This is a genomic window from Domibacillus robiginosus, from assembly GCF_000966195.1.
Classification (GTDB): domain Bacteria; phylum Bacillota; class Bacilli; order Bacillales; family Domibacillaceae; genus Domibacillus; species Domibacillus robiginosus.
Map to the genome: position 1 here is coordinate 1 of NZ_LAHL01000078.1, position 18435 is coordinate 18435.

Annotated in this window: 16 protein-coding genes and 1 pseudogene; 15 read left to right on the plus strand and 2 right to left on the minus strand. The window is 38.5% G+C overall.

What is annotated here, in order from left to right:
* From VP97_RS22350 to VP97_RS22370, 5 genes and pseudogenes are all read left to right on the plus strand, one after another.
* Window positions 1–966: aldehyde dehydrogenase family protein (locus tag VP97_RS22350; protein WP_050184362.1), on the plus strand; the 966-nt coding region annotated here is incomplete at its 5' end.
* Between the two features lie 760 nt (window positions 967–1726).
* A complete protein-coding gene (locus VP97_RS22355; RefSeq protein ID WP_050184363.1) occupies window positions 1727–1906 on the plus strand; it encodes an aspartyl-phosphate phosphatase Spo0E family protein in 180 nt (59 codons plus the stop codon).
* A gap of 568 nt (window positions 1907–2474) precedes the next feature.
* Window positions 2475–2912 carry an IS30 family transposase gene (locus VP97_RS24610; RefSeq protein WP_245629965.1) on the plus strand — a complete coding sequence of 146 codons (438 nt, stop codon included), beginning with the start codon at window positions 2475–2477 and terminating at the stop codon, window positions 2910–2912.
* A 196-nt stretch (window positions 2913–3108) separates the two neighbouring features.
* Window positions 3109–3306 (plus strand): annotated as a pseudogene (locus VP97_RS24615) (transposase); the annotation flags it as partial.
* Window positions 3307–3870: 564 nt separating this feature from the next.
* A complete protein-coding gene (locus VP97_RS22370; RefSeq protein WP_425388519.1) occupies window positions 3871–4323 on the plus strand; it encodes an IclR family transcriptional regulator domain-containing protein in 453 nt (150 codons plus the stop codon).
* A gap of 1462 nt (window positions 4324–5785) precedes the next feature.
* Here the strand turns inward: VP97_RS22370 and VP97_RS22380 are convergent.
* Entirely contained in the window at window positions 5786–6196 is a 411-nt protein-coding gene (locus VP97_RS22380; protein ID WP_050184369.1) for an Lrp/AsnC family transcriptional regulator, read from the minus strand.
* Between the two features lie 129 nt (window positions 6197–6325).
* Here VP97_RS22380 and VP97_RS22385 point away from each other — a divergent pair, with 129 nt between their 5' ends.
* The 4 genes from VP97_RS22385 (at window position 6326) to VP97_RS22400 (ending at window position 10556) form a co-directional block, all read left to right on the plus strand.
* On the plus strand, window positions 6326–7087 hold the full coding sequence (locus VP97_RS22385) for an MBL fold metallo-hydrolase (RefSeq protein ID WP_050184371.1): 762 nt from the start codon (window positions 6326–6328) through the stop codon (window positions 7085–7087).
* 693 nt (window positions 7088–7780) lie between these two features.
* Window positions 7781–8965 carry an ROK family transcriptional regulator gene (locus tag VP97_RS22390; protein ID WP_050184374.1) on the plus strand — a complete coding sequence of 395 codons (1185 nt, stop codon included), beginning with the start codon at window positions 7781–7783 and terminating at the stop codon, window positions 8963–8965.
* Window positions 8966–9381: 416 nt separating this feature from the next.
* The gene (locus VP97_RS22395) at window positions 9382–9996 is read left to right on the plus strand and encodes a chromate transporter (protein WP_050184376.1); all 615 of its coding nucleotides are present in this window, start codon (window positions 9382–9384) and stop codon (window positions 9994–9996) included.
* Between the two features lie 20 nt (window positions 9997–10016).
* Window positions 10017–10556: a chromate transporter gene (locus VP97_RS22400; protein ID WP_050184378.1), complete on the plus strand. Its 540-nt coding sequence runs from the start codon at window positions 10017–10019 to the stop codon at window positions 10554–10556.
* Window positions 10557–11171: 615 nt separating this feature from the next.
* Here VP97_RS22400 and VP97_RS22405 read toward each other — a convergent pair.
* Window positions 11172–12215, minus strand: a complete 1044-nt coding sequence (locus tag VP97_RS22405; protein ID WP_050184380.1) for an Ldh family oxidoreductase — start codon at window positions 12213–12215, stop codon at window positions 11172–11174.
* 600 nt (window positions 12216–12815) lie between these two features.
* Between VP97_RS22405 and VP97_RS22410 the strand changes: the two genes are divergently transcribed.
* The 6 genes from VP97_RS22410 (at window position 12816) to VP97_RS22435 (ending at window position 18286) form a co-directional block, all read left to right on the plus strand.
* Complete coding sequence (locus VP97_RS22410; protein ID WP_050184382.1) at window positions 12816–13499, plus strand: RraA family protein; 684 nt, start codon at window positions 12816–12818, stop codon at window positions 13497–13499.
* An 18-nt stretch (window positions 13500–13517) separates the two neighbouring features.
* The gene (locus VP97_RS22415) at window positions 13518–14396 is read left to right on the plus strand and encodes a prephenate dehydrogenase/arogenate dehydrogenase family protein (protein ID WP_050184384.1); all 879 of its coding nucleotides are present in this window, start codon (window positions 13518–13520) and stop codon (window positions 14394–14396) included.
* 81 nt (window positions 14397–14477) lie between these two features.
* Entirely contained in the window at window positions 14478–15830 is a 1353-nt protein-coding gene (locus VP97_RS22420; protein ID WP_050184385.1) for a TRAP transporter large permease subunit, read from the plus strand.
* Window positions 15831–15848: 18 nt separating this feature from the next.
* Window positions 15849–16124, plus strand: coding sequence for a hypothetical protein (locus VP97_RS22425; protein WP_216594948.1), 276 nt, complete (start codon window positions 15849–15851; stop codon window positions 16122–16124).
* A gap of 81 nt (window positions 16125–16205) precedes the next feature.
* Entirely contained in the window at window positions 16206–17363 is a 1158-nt protein-coding gene (locus VP97_RS22430) for an MFS transporter (protein ID WP_172656833.1), read from the plus strand.
* A 68-nt stretch (window positions 17364–17431) separates the two neighbouring features.
* Complete coding sequence (locus tag VP97_RS22435; RefSeq protein WP_050184389.1) at window positions 17432–18286, plus strand: MurR/RpiR family transcriptional regulator; 855 nt, start codon at window positions 17432–17434, stop codon at window positions 18284–18286.
* The last annotated feature ends 149 nt before the right edge of the window (window positions 18287–18435 follow it).

The window sequence follows — 18435 nt, forward strand, 5'->3', positions numbered from 1 at the left end:
ATGGCACCAGCGCTTGTATATGGCAACACGATCGTGATGAAGCCGGCAACAGAAACAGCGGTTACAGCGGCTAAAATTATCGAGTGCTTCGAAGAAGCCGGATTCCCGGCAGGGGTGGTCAACATGGTTACCGGACCGGGCAGAACCATCGGCCAGGGGATCGCCGATCATGAAGACATCAACGGTATTACGTTTACCGGCTCTAACGGCGTTGGCAAGCAGATCGGCCAGGCAGCGCTGGCGCGCGGTGCAAAGTACCAGCTTGAAATGGGCGGAAAAAACCCGGTGATTGTGGCTGCCGATGCCGATCTTGATCTGGCAGTAGAAGCCGTTGTAACCGGCGCTTTCCGTTCAACGGGCCAAAAATGTACGGCAACCAGCCGGGTTATTGTGGCAGCTGAAGTGTTTGATGAATTTAAAAACATGCTTGTTCAAAAAACAAAAGAGATCATCATTGGCAACGGTCTTGACAGCAGTACGTGGCTTGGGCCATGTGCAAGCGAAAACCAGCTGAATACGGTTCTTTCTTATATTGAAAAAGGAGTAGAAGAAGGCGCCACACTTCTAATCGGGGGCAAACGTGCAGAAGAAGGCAGCCTGGCAGACGGATACTATGTAGAACCGACGATTTTTGACAATTGCACGCCGGATATGGCCATTGCCAGAGAAGAAATTTTTGGCCCGGTCATTGGCCTTTTAAAAGCAGAATCGGTGGAAGAGGCGCTGAAGATTGCGAACGATACCGAGTACGGCTTAAGTGCTTCTATCTTTACAACGAATATCCAGCATTTGTTGTCCTTTGTCAATGATATGGAAGCGGGACTTATCCGGGTAAATGCGGAAAGTGCCGGGGTTGAACTTCAAGCGCCATTCGGCGGTATGAAGCAGTCCAGCTCGCATTCTCGTGAGCAGGGAGAAGCCGCGAAAGAATTCTTTACTTCGATTAAAACGGTATTTGTTAAATAAGCTACACCTGTTTGAATATAGTTGTGAGAATGATGCAAGAGCAGCAATGAAGAATCTGTTAGGAACAGCTTTTTTGACCAATGTAATATAAAAAGGTTTAGCACGACAAGATTAATCTTGTCGTGCTTTTTCTATATCAATGTAAGTATCTACATATTATTTCTGTTAAAAGCTTGATACATCGGTTTTGTAAAGGTATGAGGCAGGTTTCAACAGGGCTTCCCAGTGTATTTTCACTTGTATGTTAAGGTAGACGTGAATGCTCATTGGCGGCGTTTTTGGTTTAATTAGAACGATAAATTGAGAAAAAAATCTTTATCTTCCCACGTGGTCTTCGACTGATGTGATTGAAAGTCTACACTTTATCATGCTTCTACTGTATAAACTATAAAAATATCTCATACATCTTATTGACTTATAATTTTATTTGTCTTACAATTAAACAAAAGGATCGTTTAAAAATTAATTTTTTAATATGTACTTATTTCTAAACAGATAATTAAATATGAGCTTGATCTAAATCACTTTCAAAACAAATTAAAATTTTTCAAAGACTTTTGAAAGGGGTTACAAAAATGAAAAACTGTTTAAGCGGAAAACGTTCAAGCAGATTATTTCTTACTGAGTCTAAAAAATGGTTTAAGCAGAACGTTTTGAAAGCGATTTCAAAAAATGAGTTTGTTTGGAAGTAATAAAAAAATCGTACTGTATTCAATATAACAACTCAGTGAAATCTAAAAATGGATAGGAGTCGGGGTTCATGATTCTAAAAAATGTGATAGATTTAAGAGAGAATATAAGCAAACATCGGCAAGATATGTACGAACTAGCAAATTATAAAGGAATAGCTCACCCGGATGTTATAAAAGCCAGCCGACAATTAGATGAAGAAATTGTGAGATTACAAAAAATTATCCAAGAAATTCGTTTCTTCTCATAGTGAATATTTCTTAAAAAGTATATCAACCTATTGATGTCTGTAAGCATCAGTTACAATTATTTTACGCAATATTGAATACCGTTAATCTAAAAAATGTAAATGGGCGAATATAAGATAATGTCTAACAGGTAACTCTATTCGTAGCACAGTTAGCTAGTAGCTACCTATTAGCTTGTAGACATAGTCTTTCTCTTTCAAAAAAAGAGCCGATAAGTGAAGCCTGCCGGAGTTCGCACATCTTAGGGCAGTGCGGGATATTCCTCGGCTGCGCCTGCGGGACCTCCCGACTCACTGTACTTCCCGCAGGAGTCTTCGTCCGGCCGGCTTCACTAAGTGGTGTTGAAGAGCAATCAGCCAAGGACTGGATAAACATTTTTCTCTTTTTTTAAAAGATGGATTGTAATATTAAGTGCAACACCTAGAAAATAAAAATGCCCATGGCAGCTTCGTATAAAATGTAAGTTTCTACACAAACATTTACGGAGGGCCGTCATGGGCTACCGGTGTCTTAACATTCGAGCGCACACGCATAGAAACATTAGAAGAATCCGGCTGTTCTCTCCGAGAGATTGCTAGAAAAATCGGCCGGTCGATTTCTACCGTCTCACGTGAGCTGGCACGGAATCGTTCTTCCGAAGGGCTGTACAAGTCTGAAAGGGCACAGCACCAGTATAAACGGCGGCGCAAAAACTGCGGCTGCCGTGAAAAGCGGTCCTCCACTCTGGCCGAAATCATTGAGGAGAAGCTGGTTGCCACCTGGTCACCGGAACAGATCGGCAACCTGCTGTTCAAGGGAGCAGTCTGCTTCAAAACGATTTACAGATGGCTGTACACGGGATGGCTCAGCCGGCCGGTTAAGGTTCTCCGCCACAAAGGAAAGCGCCAAAAGCCCCAGGAAACAAGAAGGCGGTTTAGTGTCGACACACTAATTGCCAAACGTCCGGCAGAAATCAAAAGCCGCCAGTCTTTTGGCGACTGGGAACTGGACCCGGACAGGGCTGTGTGACCACCTTTGTCAAGCGTAAAACCCGCTGGTATGTGGCCGTCAAGATGCCAGATAGATCCGCCGAATCAATGGAATCTATCATTCGGTCCCTGTATAGCCGCATGCCGGAGAAGTTCTTCAAAACCGCGACCACTGACCGGGGAAAAGAATTCAGCTGTTACTTCGTGCTGGAAAAAGGGATTGGGATCGCTTTTTATTTTGCGGCCCCCTCTTCCCCTGGCAACGTGGAAGCAATGAAAACACCAATGGTCTCTTTCATGAGTTTTTTCAAAAAGGTACCAATTTCAACAAGGTGACAGACGACGAGCTGGGTTGGGCTCTCCAGCTGCTCAACAACCGGCCTCGTAAGTGCCTGGGCTGGCGCATGCTACACGAAGCGTTGCACTTAAATTGACAAATGATCATTGAAAATTAATATAAAAGGTCGTAAAGGTGAATATCAAAATAAATAGGAATTTATATAAGTTGGATAAATGGTTGTACATATTATTTAGAAAAGCATAGGAGACAGCGCTTAGCCCGGACAGTAGAACAGTGGCATTTGCGGGGCTACACGTTCCATGAGGCAGGAAATAAAGCCCAATAACTTCACCGCTTTGTCAGTCTTATCTACCCGCTCGTCCGATAGAAATCGCCGATCGCGTCTGCCGCCTTGGCCAGGAAATAGCAAGTATCCGTTCGCGGCCGCTGATTCAACGTTCGTCCCGCAGAAAAGCGCAGCCGCCAGCCCGCAGCCCATTACGCTGTTTTTCTAAAAGGAATTCTTACACGATAATAAGCGATGGATGTAAAAAGTTTAATTTAACTTATATAGTTACTAAAAAGCTTAGCTTCGAGAATTCTTTGATAGATAAAGGGCCTTCAATAAAATCGAATTATAAGAATAAATAAAGCCGATGTCGTAAAGAATCAAGAAACAAAGTTAAAATTAGGTCTTTCAATAAGAGATAATTCTTCTATTACAAATCGTATATTACCAGTTATGGAAAGAGTCATGCATCAAACAAAAGAGACTACCTATCTTACCATTCCAGAAGGTGACGAAGGGGTATTTATAGACTGTGCTCATCTGCCGTATTCATTTTCAAGCAGTGAAATGGTTGGTGCTAGAAGCCCTTTAAGTCATGGAGTTGCTAATAAGATGATTCTCGCCTACAAAAATAACGAGAAAAGAAAAAGAATTATACAAAGCCTTTTTCAAAAGGGGGAGCTGAAAGATTTAAAAGGGCTGGAGAAAGAGTTAGGCATCATAAAAAAATGTGGAATTTCTATCTCTTTTGACGAAATGAAAAGCATTTATGCGAGTATTTCGGCATCCATTTTTTTCTTGGGACGGCAGCATTGCAGCTGCGATCAGTGTAACCTGCCCATACTCCAGATTCGGAGAGAAAGAAATCGAAGTGATCATTAACTTTTGTCGAGGAGGCTGGAGCCGAAGTGTCGAAAGAATTAGGATGGAGATCAAGCGGAATGAAAGGTTATTACAGTTAACAAATGATTTTTATAAAATGAAATGCAGACTGCCCGCAAATGCTCACTTTCAGCGTCACTTGCCGGCTGTGAATGCTCATCACCTCCAAAAGGCCAACCTGCTTCCCAGCCGGCTGCGTTCCTTGAAGGCTAAATTTGTCTACATTCTCGAAACGTTTTTTTAAACAACGAATTTTCAAACTTAAGTTTTATACATACAATAACGGGAATGAGATAAACAACTAACCAGGATGAAGGGGAGGTTAAAGCGGTGACTTTGCTCTACAGCAAGGCAATGGAAGCGTTTAAGAAAGATGCCGAGCGTCAGGCTAAAGAGAAAGTTCAAGCGGTAAAGCCAAATGGTAAAAAATTTAAATAAGCTTTTTGATTCGCTCTTTAATGAAGGGCCAATTTATTTATATTCGCTTTTAAAGTCAGTTGTTCTCCCTGTCATCCTATAGAGGGTGACTTTTTTTGGTGTTTTTTATAAAATATCCATACTAGTATTTAATATAATGACATTTACCTTCGCTCCATGATCAATGCAGCAAAACTAATAGATATCATTTTCCATCCTCATATACTTCATCCTTTCATTGACAATTTTCTATTGAATTTTAGACAATCACTTTAAAAATTAACGAAATAAAACGAATTAACTTTTATTGTTAAATAAAAAGGTAAATGCTAAACAAAAATTGTAAAAAAACATGATTTTTATATGAAATTGACATGATGGTGAAAATAAGTTGAGAAAGGGTATTGAAAAAGGAAGTAACAATCAAATTCAACACTTATTGTAATTATAGTAACGAAAGGTAGACTTCATCGGCAATTGAACAGCTGCATGCCAGTATAAATCCAGCAAACAAAAGTGAAATCGAAGTATATGTTTAAAATCATCACAGAAAAAGTTGAATGATGCTGTTGATCCAGCTAAAGAAGCTCAATCATTTTAGTGAAAGGTGTCTGGTGCCGCCAGAGATGAGTGTCTTTATAAAGCAGCCGTGCAGTATTGCCATTCTTCGTTATAATGAGTATTCTGGCCGGCAATGTGATAAAGTAAAGAGCATTTTCAACAGGTAGTTGTAAATGTTCATCTTATCGTACGCAATAAAAATATAAAAGGCTCTTGATAAACTGGTAGGACTGACCCCTATTTACGAGACAGCAATCAAAATGAGGGGTCAGTCTTATTTAGCGCTCTGGTGATTTTTTATAGTCTATAAGTGTACGAATTATGCTTTAATTTGAGATTGGCATGCTTCAATTGAGGAGAATTGAAACGACTTTTAAGAACATTGCTTACATGAGATTGAAGAAAAGACTCCGAGGATTTCAGATATAAAATTATATGCCTTTATTCATCTCATACTCGTAAATACCTCAGTGTTATTAATAATTTATTTCTTAATAACAATTGATAATTTATAGTTTGCCTGCTCGTTTAGTTCTTCCAAAAATTGATTCATTTCTTCATTGGATGGGAATTTACATTCGAGAAGGTAACAACCATCTCCACTGATTTTATAGTTATTTATTACATATTGCTTTTGTGTCTCAAGGAACAGCAGATACGGCTGATGATAAGTGCTTTGTGTAATGACAGTGATAAAAGCGTGTACAAAATATCCTAATTTTACTGGGTTCACTTTAATGGTATAACCTTCAATCACTCCACTGTCTTCTAGCTTCATTACTCTAGCCGAAGCAGCCGGTCCAGTTAAATGGACTTTCTTCCCCAGTTCTTTCATTGTAATCCGACTATTCTTAGAGAGTTCCTCTAAGATACGAATATCCGTATTATCGAGCATTTTTTCATTCCTTTCATTAATAAAGTAAAAAGGCCAAAAGACTTTATTCAGTTTATGTATTCGTCTATGGAATACAGTATAAACTATATATTATGAATAAGAGATTTTAAAAAAGAGGAGTTAATAAATATGAATATACAACAAATTCGTAATGCAACACTCGTTGTTGATTATGCAGGGAAAAAGTTTTTAATCGACCCCATGTTGGCAGAAAAAGGAACGTATCCGCCTTTTCCAAATTCACCAAGACAGAATCAAAACAATCCTTTGGTAAGCTTGCCAACATCCATTGACAATCTTATTCAGGATATTGATGCGGTCATCGTGACTCATCTTCATTATGATCATTGGGATGAAGCCGCAAAAGAGGCATTGCCAAAAGATATTAAATTATTTGCTCAAAATGAAGAGGATGCAACAGAAGTTCGGAACGCTGGTTTCAAAAATGTAGAAGTGCTTACAGAAAATACTGTTTTTGAAGGTATCCAGTTGATCAAAACAAAAGGTGAGCATGGACGGGGCGAAATCTTAAAGCTTGCCGGCCTTGTGTGCGGTGTTGTCTTCAAGCACCCTGACGAGAAAGCATTATATATAGCTGGAGACACAGTGTGGTATGATGCCGTTCAAGAAGTAATTGACACACACAAACCGGAAGTTATTGTGGTAAACGCGGGAGATAATCAATTCTTTGAAGGCGGTTCTCTCGTTATGGGTAAAGATGATGTTTATGAAGTGTACAAAGCTGCCCCTGAGGCAAAAACCATTTGTATTCATATGGAAGCGGTCAACCACTGGGGACTGTCCAGAGAAGAGTTAAAAAGCTTTATTCAAGAAAAAAGCATGTCCTCTAACGTTTTAATACCGGATGACGGAGAATCCTACACATTTTAAAAGAAAAACGGACGGAAACTATAAGCAGTCATTTTGGGTAAAACTGCGCGTTTCGACTACTTCTTGCAGTGCATATATACAGATTCATTATTTATAACTAGCTTGATATAGAATGTGAAGATCACTCTATAGCAAAACCAGGTTTTAACAACTGTGAATACCATATAATAAAAGTCTTTTTACAAGCGTAAAAGCTTCTTATTGGAAAGAAGAGACCGAAAAAACATAGGAAATATACTTTAAAGCATGATTATCTGTATATGAATGATCATGCTTTTGGTTTTTAACGAGAGGGGGAAAAATTCTATTTATCATTTAAGCAGATCTTACTCGCATATAGACATCTTATCGCTAAAACAATTTTGGTGTTATATTTCTTCAAGCTGCTGCAGTCATAATACTCCTGCCTACTTTTCTTTGCTCTTCTTAAAGATTGAATTATACTGCTGAAGTTACTCCTGCCGAAACGTCCCAAAACATTTTTATAGGGCTATACCTATTTATTAGAAAACGAGCAAAATTGGTCCTTTGTAATTTGGTAAAAAATTTGATTTCTTTCATATTCATTTAAAGAGAGAGTCAAAATGGCATAAAATGTATACATTTAAAACGCTAGTTATTGTCTTAAACCCATTAATCCTATAATATAGATGAGAATAAAGTGAATGGTTGAGATGAAAGAAGGGTGTAAAAATGTTAAGAGCGTTTTTAGAAGACACTTCCAAAAAAAATGAAATTAAAAAATCACTATATAAATTAGTTCATAAACAAGGTCCGATCTCAAAAAAAGAGTTATTAACAAAATTCCAGGTACCTAAAACAACAATAACCCGAATGATTTATGAACTCGAACAGTTTGGGCTGATTCAAGTATCAGGCTATGGAGAAGCAAATGGAGGGCGCCCTCCTGTTCTTTATGATATTGTTCCTCATGCCGGCTATTTAATTGGCATTGAGATAGCCCGGACACATATGAATATCAATTTGTTTAATATGAAGATTGAAATGATCATGCAAAGGAATTATTCTCTAACCAAAGAACACACCCCCGAAAAGACCATAAAGCTTATGGAGGAAACCATTCAGGATTTTCAAGAAAAACAACAGTTATCCAAAGACGATTTAATTGGCATTGGGATTGGAGCAGTTGGCCCGCTGGACCGTAAAAAGGGTATTATTTTGAATCCGGAAGCATTTCCGGGGAATGGGTGGACGAACGTTCCTGTTAGCGAAATCCTATCACGTACTTTTCCAGGCAAGATCAAGTTAAATAATGGAGCAGATATGGCTGCGCTGGCAGAATACTATTTTCAGATGTTGGATGAAGGCAATATCTTATACTGTGTGAATGGTTATGCAATTCGCTGCGGTTATATAAGTGAAGGCGGCTTTTTAAATAATAAAGAAGGTGATTCCAATTCTTACGGCCATATGATTATTCAGCCAGGGGGCAGAAAATGTACATGTGGAAATAAAGGCTGCTTGACGGCTTATGCATCCCTAAATGCTATTTTTGAAAAACTAGAAGGAGCAAGTTTCGCGAACAAATCACAATCTGAGCTTACCGAATCTATTTTAAAAGGGCTGAGAGAGCAGGACTCTGCTATACAAGATATTGTAATGGAGGCCGCTCATTATTATGGGATGGGCATTGCAAATATGATCAATATTTTACATCCAGCAGAAGTAGTCCTCCATGGAAAGTTAATTTATCAATCTGATGATTACTATCATAAAGTGATACAAACGGCTAAGCAGTATACATACTCCAGAAAAGATCATGTAGTGATTAGAAAAGGAGCACTGGGAGAAAATGCGGCCTCTATTGGGGCGGCGGTGCAAGTATTTTACGAATGGTTTGACGATCAATCTTTTTAATTTTAAGCATAAGCTTCATTTTAAAAAAGTTTTGTTAAGGAGCAATATGGATTTTTTTGCTACACTAAAGCAACGAGTAGCTTCTTAATATTTCCGATGAATGTTTGAACAAGAAACAGAAAAAGGCCAAAGCTTCTCGGTCTTTTTTTTTGTGGAAATTTATAATAAAAGTTAACGGTTCTCCAAAAAAAGTTAATACCAAAATGGTAAAAAGTTTATTTACTTTATGCCATTTTGGAATAAAGTATGATATGCTAAAAAAAAGAAAAAATTATCTGCTAAAAACCGTATTGATGCTTTATTTTTTCGTTAGTTAAAGAACTAGTACCTTATTTAAATATAAGAGTTATTCAAAGGATATTAATATTAATAGGTCTTATAGGAAAATCTAAAAATTTAAAAAAGGAGAGGGTGTAATGAAAAAAGAGTGGAAACTTCTGCTGGATATCTTTATTACCTTTTTCAAAATTGCTCCTGTCACATTCGGAGGGGGCTATGCCATGATTCCGGTGATAGAGAGGGAAATCGTAACAAAAAAACAGTGGCTTGAAGAAAAGGATTTAACCGATGTATTTGCCCTTGCTGGCTCTGTGCCAGGTGCTGTTGCGATTAATTCAGCAACGTTTACTGGCTATAGGGTGGCGGGAGTGAAAGGAGCTCTCGCAGCAACGATTGGTGTGATAATTCCTACCTTTTTAATTGTGCTATTACTGGGTATTTTCTATATCACTTTTAAAGATAATCCCAAAGTAGATGCAGCTTTTGAAGGCATTAGGCCGGCGGTTGTGGCAATGATTGCTTTTGCAGCCTATAAACTTAAAGGATCGGCTCTTATTGATAAAACAACAATTACGGCTTTTATTCTTTCGGTTTTCCTGCTGCTTTTTTTTCAGGTTCATCCAATGCTTCTGATTATCGGGTCTGCTTTTTGCGGGATCATTTTGGTAAATATAAGAGCAAAGCTAGGGAAGAAAACTCCTATAGAGAACAAAGAGCAACAGCTGGATTATTTTATGGGAGCGAATATATAACGAAAGGGGGGGGGCTTGAGATGACACTATGGTTATTGTTTAAAACATTTTTTTTAACGGGGCTTCTGTCATTTGGAGGCGGTTATGCGATCATCCCGGTGATTGAAGCGGAAGTAGTGAAGTATGGATGGATGACAACGCGTCAATTCACAGAAATTATTGCCGTAGCAAGTATGTCACCAGGACCTATTGCGACAAACAGTGCTATTGTAGTCGGCTATGAAACAGCTGGCATAGCAGGAGCGGTTGTTTCAGCCGTAGCAATGGTACTTCCGTCTTTAGCGATTATCTTAATCGTAGCGGCCTTTTTCTCAAAGGTAAATGACAACCGGACTGTTAAGTCTGCTTTTTACATGCTTCGCCCTATCGTTGTCGGATTAATCGCGTATGCAGCGATTAAATTTGCTCTATCAAGCCATATGATCGGCTCTCTCTCTCTTCACTCACTTAGCTTGATCATTATCTTCTTTGTTTCTCTTATTGCCCTGTCAAAATTAAAGGCACATCCTGCTTTTGTTATTTTATTTGCCGGCCTGGCTGGCATCGCACTTTATTCATAAAAAGTGTACTGTACTATGGTATTCACAAATAAATTCATTAAAAGGAACTTCAATGTAGTTTGCAAGTCGACGAGGAACCGTTTTGTAAAAAACTTGGTTACATACTGAGCGCTTAATTACGATAAAGCTATGTGCCTCCTTCCACGGAAATTTCGAAGAAGGTTTTCCGCTTATCTTATTAAGAAACGTGAACCAGATAATTCTAATATAAAAATAAAGAGCTGACTTAAATTAGTCAGCTGTAGCCTTTAATTCAGTTTTTTCTATACATAACTGAATTATTTAAAAGAAGTGCCTAAGTTTTAGTGAGAAATCGAAAACCGCCATTCATGTATTTTATCCACCTCAACGATTTCTTTATTTTTATACGCAGGCCGTCTTTAAACGATCAAGACGAGCCTTTACTGTAGAAGAAGGCTTTAACTTAACTGCGGCTTCTATTTTAAGAGTAGACGGGGATAATTTTTGGCACTTACATAGTCATCTATAAATTGGAGCGTTTTTTGTTGGCGTACAGACATTTTTTTTAGTATGAGTTTTTTTCTTTTGCTACGCTTTTCCTGCTGCTAAAATATTGGGGCACTTAATTTGACAAATGATTTTTTTAAAACAATGTTAAACAGGCATTTCTAATCCATAACGCTCAACGACTGATACAAGTTCATCTAAAACATTTTTAGATAGCGGAATACCTTCTACTGCCAGTTTTTTTGATCTTTCATATTCGATCTCCCCCGGCAAGTAAATTCGATCATATCCATGTGCAAGTGGGATGTTACGAATTTCTTCAATCATTTGGTCCATCCGACCTTTAAAAGAATCCAATTCTTCAAATAGATCAGCTCGTATCACAAGAAAAAACTGGCCGACATTCTGACTTTTATTTAAATCTTTGTAAAGACTTGAAATATAAGGGCCAAAAGCCGCACCTGTTAGAAGTCCTGATAAAACCTCAATAAAAAAAGCAAGCCCATATCCTTTTGGGCCGCCGACAGGAAGAACGAGACCTTCTCCTGCTTCAGTAGGGTCAGTTGTGGGATACCCTTCTTTGGAAATTGCCCAGCCAATTGGAATCTCCTGATTATTTTTGCGAGCTAATGTAATTTTGCCACGTGCGACAACGCTTGTTGCCATATCAAATACAATATCAATTTCTTTTCCAGCTGGAACTCCATAAGATAAAGGGTTTGTTCCAAAATATCCCTCTTTTCCGCCCCAGGGTGCCATACTGGACGGCGCATTTGTGACGGCAAGACCAATACAATTATTTTGCGCGGCGTACGCTGTATAATCCGCAAGCATTCCACAATGAGATGAATGATTAATGCCGACAATGGCGATTCCAGTTTTTTTGGCTTTTTCAACAGCTAGTTGCATCCCTTTTGTGGCAAGAACAATACCAACACCACCTCCACCGTCTAGCAGCATACTGGACGGCGTTTCTTTAACTACATTGATTTCTGTTTTCTTTTTCATAATGCCAAGGTCAAGCCGTTTCGTATAAATGTCGACCCGGCTGACCCCGTGAGAATCAATGCCTCTTAAATTCGCCAGAACAAGATGACGTGCTACAATACTAGCTTGTTCTTCATTTAACCCGGCAGCCTGGAAGATTTCAAGCACGCACTTTTCAAGTTCTTCTTTTTGAATAGTAATCAATTTTCATCCCCCTATTTTTAAAGCGTTTTCAAAAAAGTGTTTACATGAGAAATAAACGATGTTACGATAATTTCTCAATGTAATAAATTTTACAAAAATAAATATTAGTGTTATTTTTACAACATTTTCTATTTGTATATTAACTGACGAGTCTTAATTCGTCAATGAATCTCTAAAAACAATTAACAGGTTTACTTCATTAAAAGAAAGTGTGAGAAAGTTGAAGATTTACCGATTTAATGGGGTTAATTTGGCAAGATTAAGGATTCATCCAAATTCACATTGAACAAAGCGGGAAAATATTTTATTGGAGCGATTACTAGACCCTGTTTTTCAAGAAAATTACTGTAACACAAGAAATTAAGGTAAGAAAAGAGGTGGGCTATCATTTAGATCTAGAAAAGCAAAGATGCAGAAAAGCAAAAATGTCAGAAAAATATTTACTTTATCTGTTATAAATGTTACGATGCTTTTAACGGTAGTAATAAATATTACTTAAATATTTTAGTTAGTTATTTTTACTACAAAAGTGGATTTATTTTTTTATACAGTTTGAAACCGCTGTCAGTTATTTAAAAGTTTTGAAAGGGGATTTTGCAATTGAGTTATACAGCACCGCTTTTATCATCGGAAGTAATCGAACGCGCAAAAAAACTAAATACTACATTAATCTCAGATGCTTTGGGAGGTACGGGCTCCATGCACTATACAGTAAAACCAGTAGCTCCTGGCATGAAAGTAGTTGGGACCGCTTTAACAGTAGATTTGAGAGCTGGTGATAACCTTTTCCTGCACCAGGGTATTTACTGTGGCGGTGAAGGCTATGTTCTTGTTGCAGACGGCAAGGGACACACTGAAAATGCGTACCTTGGAGAATTAATGGCTGGAGCGGCCAAAGCAATGGGTCTTGAAGGGATTATAGTTGATGGTTTTGTCCGGGACAAAGAAATGCTTGGTGAAATTGGCTTGCCGATTTTTGCAAAAGGATTTATTCCGAACGGACCATTCAAGGATGGCCCCGGGGCTATTAATACACCCATTTCATGTGCAGGGGTGGCTGTTCATCCAGGAGATTTAATTGTAGGGGATGAAGATGGAGTAATCGTTGTTCCGAAAGATAAGATTGAGGAAGCTTTGCACAAAGCTGAAAATAAATTGCAATACGAAGAAAAACGTCTTCAAACGATTGCGAATTACGAAGAAAAACGAAAACAAGGGAACACAGATGGAGTCAGCATCGCACCGCCATGGTTAGAAGATAAGATAAAAGAATTTGGCTTTTAAGGAGAAAGGAGAAAGAATATGCATTTAGGATTTATTGGGTTTGGAGAAGCTGCATTTGAATTAGCATCAGGTTTAAAACAGCAAGGACTTGAACAGATGACGGCGTATGATCCGCTATGGGATGTACCAGCCTACAGCGAATTATTACTAAATCGCTCTACAACAGCAGGTGTAGTAATTGTTCACACGCCAGAGGAAGTTTTGCAGCAGGTCAATGCTGTTATCGTTGCGGTACCTGCTGATAAAGCACTTGGAGTAAGCAGTCAGTTAAAACCACATTTACAAAATGGTATTTTATATATAGATGTATCCGCTTCTAATCCTGATGTGAAGAAGGACATTGCTAAAAACGTTCGTGAAAAAGGCGGGAAATTCGTTGACGCTGCAATGATGGGTCCACTTCCGGTATATAAACATGAAGTTCCTATTTTAGCAAGCGGTGACGGGACGGATACCTTTATGGAAATCATGCGGCCATTTGGTATGAACATCAGTAAAGTAAGTGACGTGCCGGGAGAAGCAACAGCTGTTAAACTAATTCGCAGTATTTATATGAAGGGTGTTGCCGGCCTTTATATTGAACTTCTTGAAGCAGCACACGAGTTCAATGTTGATAAACTTGTAATTGATTCACTCAGTGAAACAATAAATGGCCGCACATTTGAGGAAACAATGAATCGGCTTGTTACAGGCACAGCTCTTCATGCAGGTAGACGATCAGTAGAACTTGGCGGGACCATTTCGATGCTTGATTCTGTCAATATTGATTCTTCCATGTCAAAAGCAGCGAAAGAAAAAATTGAAAAGCTTGCTTCTTTAAATTTAAAAGATAAATTCAATGGGGAAAAACCGGAACATTGGCTTCAGGTAATTGAAGCTTTTAAAGTAACAAACTAAGCATCTAAGACGAATGATTACGGCTGCCGGCGGTGCCGGTGCCGTATACCTTAATAAATATTATGTGAAAAGAGGTGCCTTATGGGTATTGGTATTTGGGCATTACTTGTATTTATTGGAATCATTGTATTCTTCAATCTTGTATTAAAACGAAATATTGCGGAAGCAATGCTTGCTGGCTTTATTGTAACCGCTTTATTCGGTGGTGCACAAGCACCAGAGTTAATGTGGAATGGGTTATTTTTTGCAGCTACTAACGACGTGCTATATGCTTCAGTAGCCTTTGTATTTATGGCTTATGTAATTGACAAAACAGCAGTTATCGCCAGCCTGATCAAAATTCTTAATTCTCTTCTCGGGCGTCTTCCAGGTGGAGCAGCATATGTTGATACAATTGCGTCCGGTGTGATGGGGACACTTGCTGGTTCTAATTCCGGAAACACGGCAACGACAGGATCGATCACAGCGCCATGGATGGTACGCTCTAATTTTAGCAAAGAGTTATCCGCTACAGTCGTTGCCGGAAACGGTGGTCTTGGTGCTGCACTGCCTCCAAGCGCGTCGATGTTTATTATGCTTGGCTTTGCACCAGTCGCGGCCGTTGTGTCAGAAGGTGATTTATATGTCGCATTATTTATTGCCGGTGTCTACCAAATTGTTTATAGAATCTTTTTAATTATGTATTTTGTTAAAAGGGATAAGATAAAAGCTGTTTCTCCAGACTTTATACAGCCATTGAAAGAATCTTTACGCACTGGCTGGACATCAACGTTAATTTTCTTGGGTGCATTAATTCCCATTGTCATGACGATCGGACCGCTCGCTGAAAACTTTGCAGCAAATCCAGCTATAGGAGAAAGCGCACTTGACAGCATTTCATTAATCACATGGATTCCCATTTTAATTATTATAATTAGTTTTATGGTCGGCTGGGCGCATCTTCCGAAAACTAAATCTGACTGGTCTGTGTTTTTAAACAATTCTATTCCGCGCTTTTCAACAATAGGCGCCCTGCTTGTATTCGCTTATGCGTCAAGTCAGGTACTAACAGATTTAGGGCTTGCAGAAGATTTAACAGCTCTTATGGGCTCAATCGCGATTTCTAAATGGCTTATGGTAATGCTTGTAGGCTTGCTTGTTGCACTGGTAGCTGGGCCATTGTCTTCAACTGCTACATTAACAGCGATTGGAATGGTTGCTTTTGCAGGAATGGTTTCTGCTGGAGTTGACCCGTTACTTGCAGTTGTCGCAATTCTAGTATTTGCTTCAACAGAAGGTGCTTCTCCACCGGCATCCGGTTCTATTTTTATTGCGGCTTCTCTGGCAGGAGCGCAGGCTGAAAAAACATTTGTACCGCTCGTTATATACTATGTCCTTCCAATTCTATTAATCGGTTATTTAATAGCTATGGGTATTCTTCCGGTTCCAATGTAAAAGAAAGGAGCGAAAATGATGAAAAATATAATTGCTGCTTTATTTAAAATGTGCCTCGTCTTGTTTTTATTAGGAGGTACATGCCTCGTTTTTGGACAACTGGGCGGTTTGCTTTTGCAAAATGGCGATATGGTGATCAAAACATGGGATATTTTTGCTAATCCAACTTTTACGATCAGCGCTATTGGCGGCATACTCGGCTTTATTTTAGGATATTTTCCTAAAGAAAAAACAGATGAAGTTGATTTGTATTCTTCAGATGAGTTTAGTGAGGAAGTAGAAAACGTACGCTGATCAATAGATTTAAGCAGACAGTCCAACTGGATACGTCTGCTTTTTTCTTTTTCCTGTATGTTAGAAAGGAGACAGGAAAGAATGAAAAAAAGAAGACAGTTTCATTCCTATACACTCTTTACATGCACAACGCTATATATGGTCAGTATCGCAGGCAGTAGACCCCTCATTCCCTTATATGCCAATAATCTAGGCGCCAGTCACATGGAAGTTGGAGTTTTAGTTTCCTTATTCTCTTTTTTGCCGCTTTTTGTATCTATTCCATTTGGAAAATTGATAGACCGTGTTGGCATTAAGAAGCCCTTGATAACAAGTATTATATTGGGAAGCGTGGCTCTGATAATACTATTTTTATTTGGAAACATAGCAGGGGTTTATCTGTCACAAATATTTTCTGGGCTTTCTCAGTTAGTGTTTGTATTGTCGATGCAAGCATATTCAGGGCAGTTTTCAAAAAGAAAAATTCGTGAATATTATATCTCGGTTTTTAGTATTGCTGTCGCAACAGGTAGTTTTATTGGTCCGCTAATAGCAGGTTTTTCGACTGATTTTTTCAGCTATAATGATGCATTTTTATTATTAGGAATTCTATTAATCCTTATGCTTCCATTGTCTTTTGTATTTAACAGTAAACAACCAATCGAGAAACCATCCCGAAAAAAAACGGGAAATGCTTTTGATCTGCTTCGAATCCCTGACTTGAGAAAGGCGGTGTTGGTCAGTTCTATCATTTTGCTTTCAAAAGATACATATATCGCTTTTTTTCCATTGCTTGCATCTGAAAATGGACTTTCAGCTTTTGCGATTGGCGTTATTGTATCATTAAACGCAGGAGCTGGCATGCTGATACGGGGCTTTTTACCATGGATTTCTCAACATTTAAAGCGGGATATGATCATTACCCTTTCGATCCTTTTGGCAGGTCTTTCTTATCTTTTACATCCTATTGCAGATCATATTGTATGGCTGAGTATTTTATCTCTTCTTTTAGGATTTTGTACGGGAATTGCACAGCCGCTTTCTATCTTTGCTACCATCATGGCACTGCCTAAAAATCGTGTAGCGGAAGGTCTGGGATTGAGGCTGACATTTAACAAATTGACTCAAATTTTGGCACCGCTTTCTCTAGGTGCAGTTTCAGGTTTTATTGGAATGTCTGGTGTATTCTATATATGCGGAATGATTATTTTAACTGGTTCTATTCATTTTAAAAAAGTCATTTTTACAAAAAAAGAATAAGATGATACTATTTTTAAAGGTGATAGGTGGAAAATTTACGACATCTGATGTCTATTTGGAGAGATAAAATGGAAAACCCAATTATTAAACTGCAGGAAAAAATTTCAGAACTGACGGAAACACAAAAGAGGGTAGCAGACTACATTATTAAACATCCGCTTGATGTTGCTTTTCTGACAGTGGATCAATTAGCGGGCATCGTCGGTACAAGTACAACAACCATTATGCGTTTAACTTTTAGCGTTGGTTATTCGGGATACACAGAATTTCAAAAAGGGCTCCAGGAGATACTACGTAATCGTGCTGCTCCACAAACAAGACTTGAGGCTAATATAAAAGGGATGGGCGAGAATAATTTATGGGGGCGGTATGCAGAAAGCCAGATCAGCAGCATACAGGATACCATGAATATGATAACACCTGAAGTACTTGAGCAGACTGTTGAAAAAATTATATTGGCTGAACGTATTATCTGTACGAGTGTGAGAAGCGGTATGCCTGTAGCACAATACTTAACACATGGACTTAACCGGCTTTTGGGAAACACACAAATGATCGTCGCTGACGTAAGTGATTGGGTGGATAACATCGTAAATATGACATCAAACGATTTGGTTATTGCCATAAGTTTCCCGCGATATGCAAGGAGAATTATTGACTTTACAAAAACGGCAAAGGGGAACGGGGTACAAGTTATTTCTATTACGGATAGCTACTCGTCACCTCTTATGAAGTATTCCGACTTGATTTTGCCTTGCAATTCCAGTAGTATCGCTTTTCATAATTCAGCGGTATCATCTATGTTTGTTGCCGATTATTTAATCAGTGCTATTGCAATCAACTACCCTGAAAAAACAAAGGAACGTCTTGATAAAGTAAATGAGATTTTAACAAATATGAATTATCATTCCTTACATGAATAATCCTTAATTATCAAAACAGGGTAATATTACATTGCATGATTGATAATTAGAATTGCTTTTAAAATTTAGAATAAAAAGAGTTCAGCTCTTCAAATAGCAACAAAGGTAGATGACCGTTATAAAAACAGCAAAAATAACCCGGTTACAGA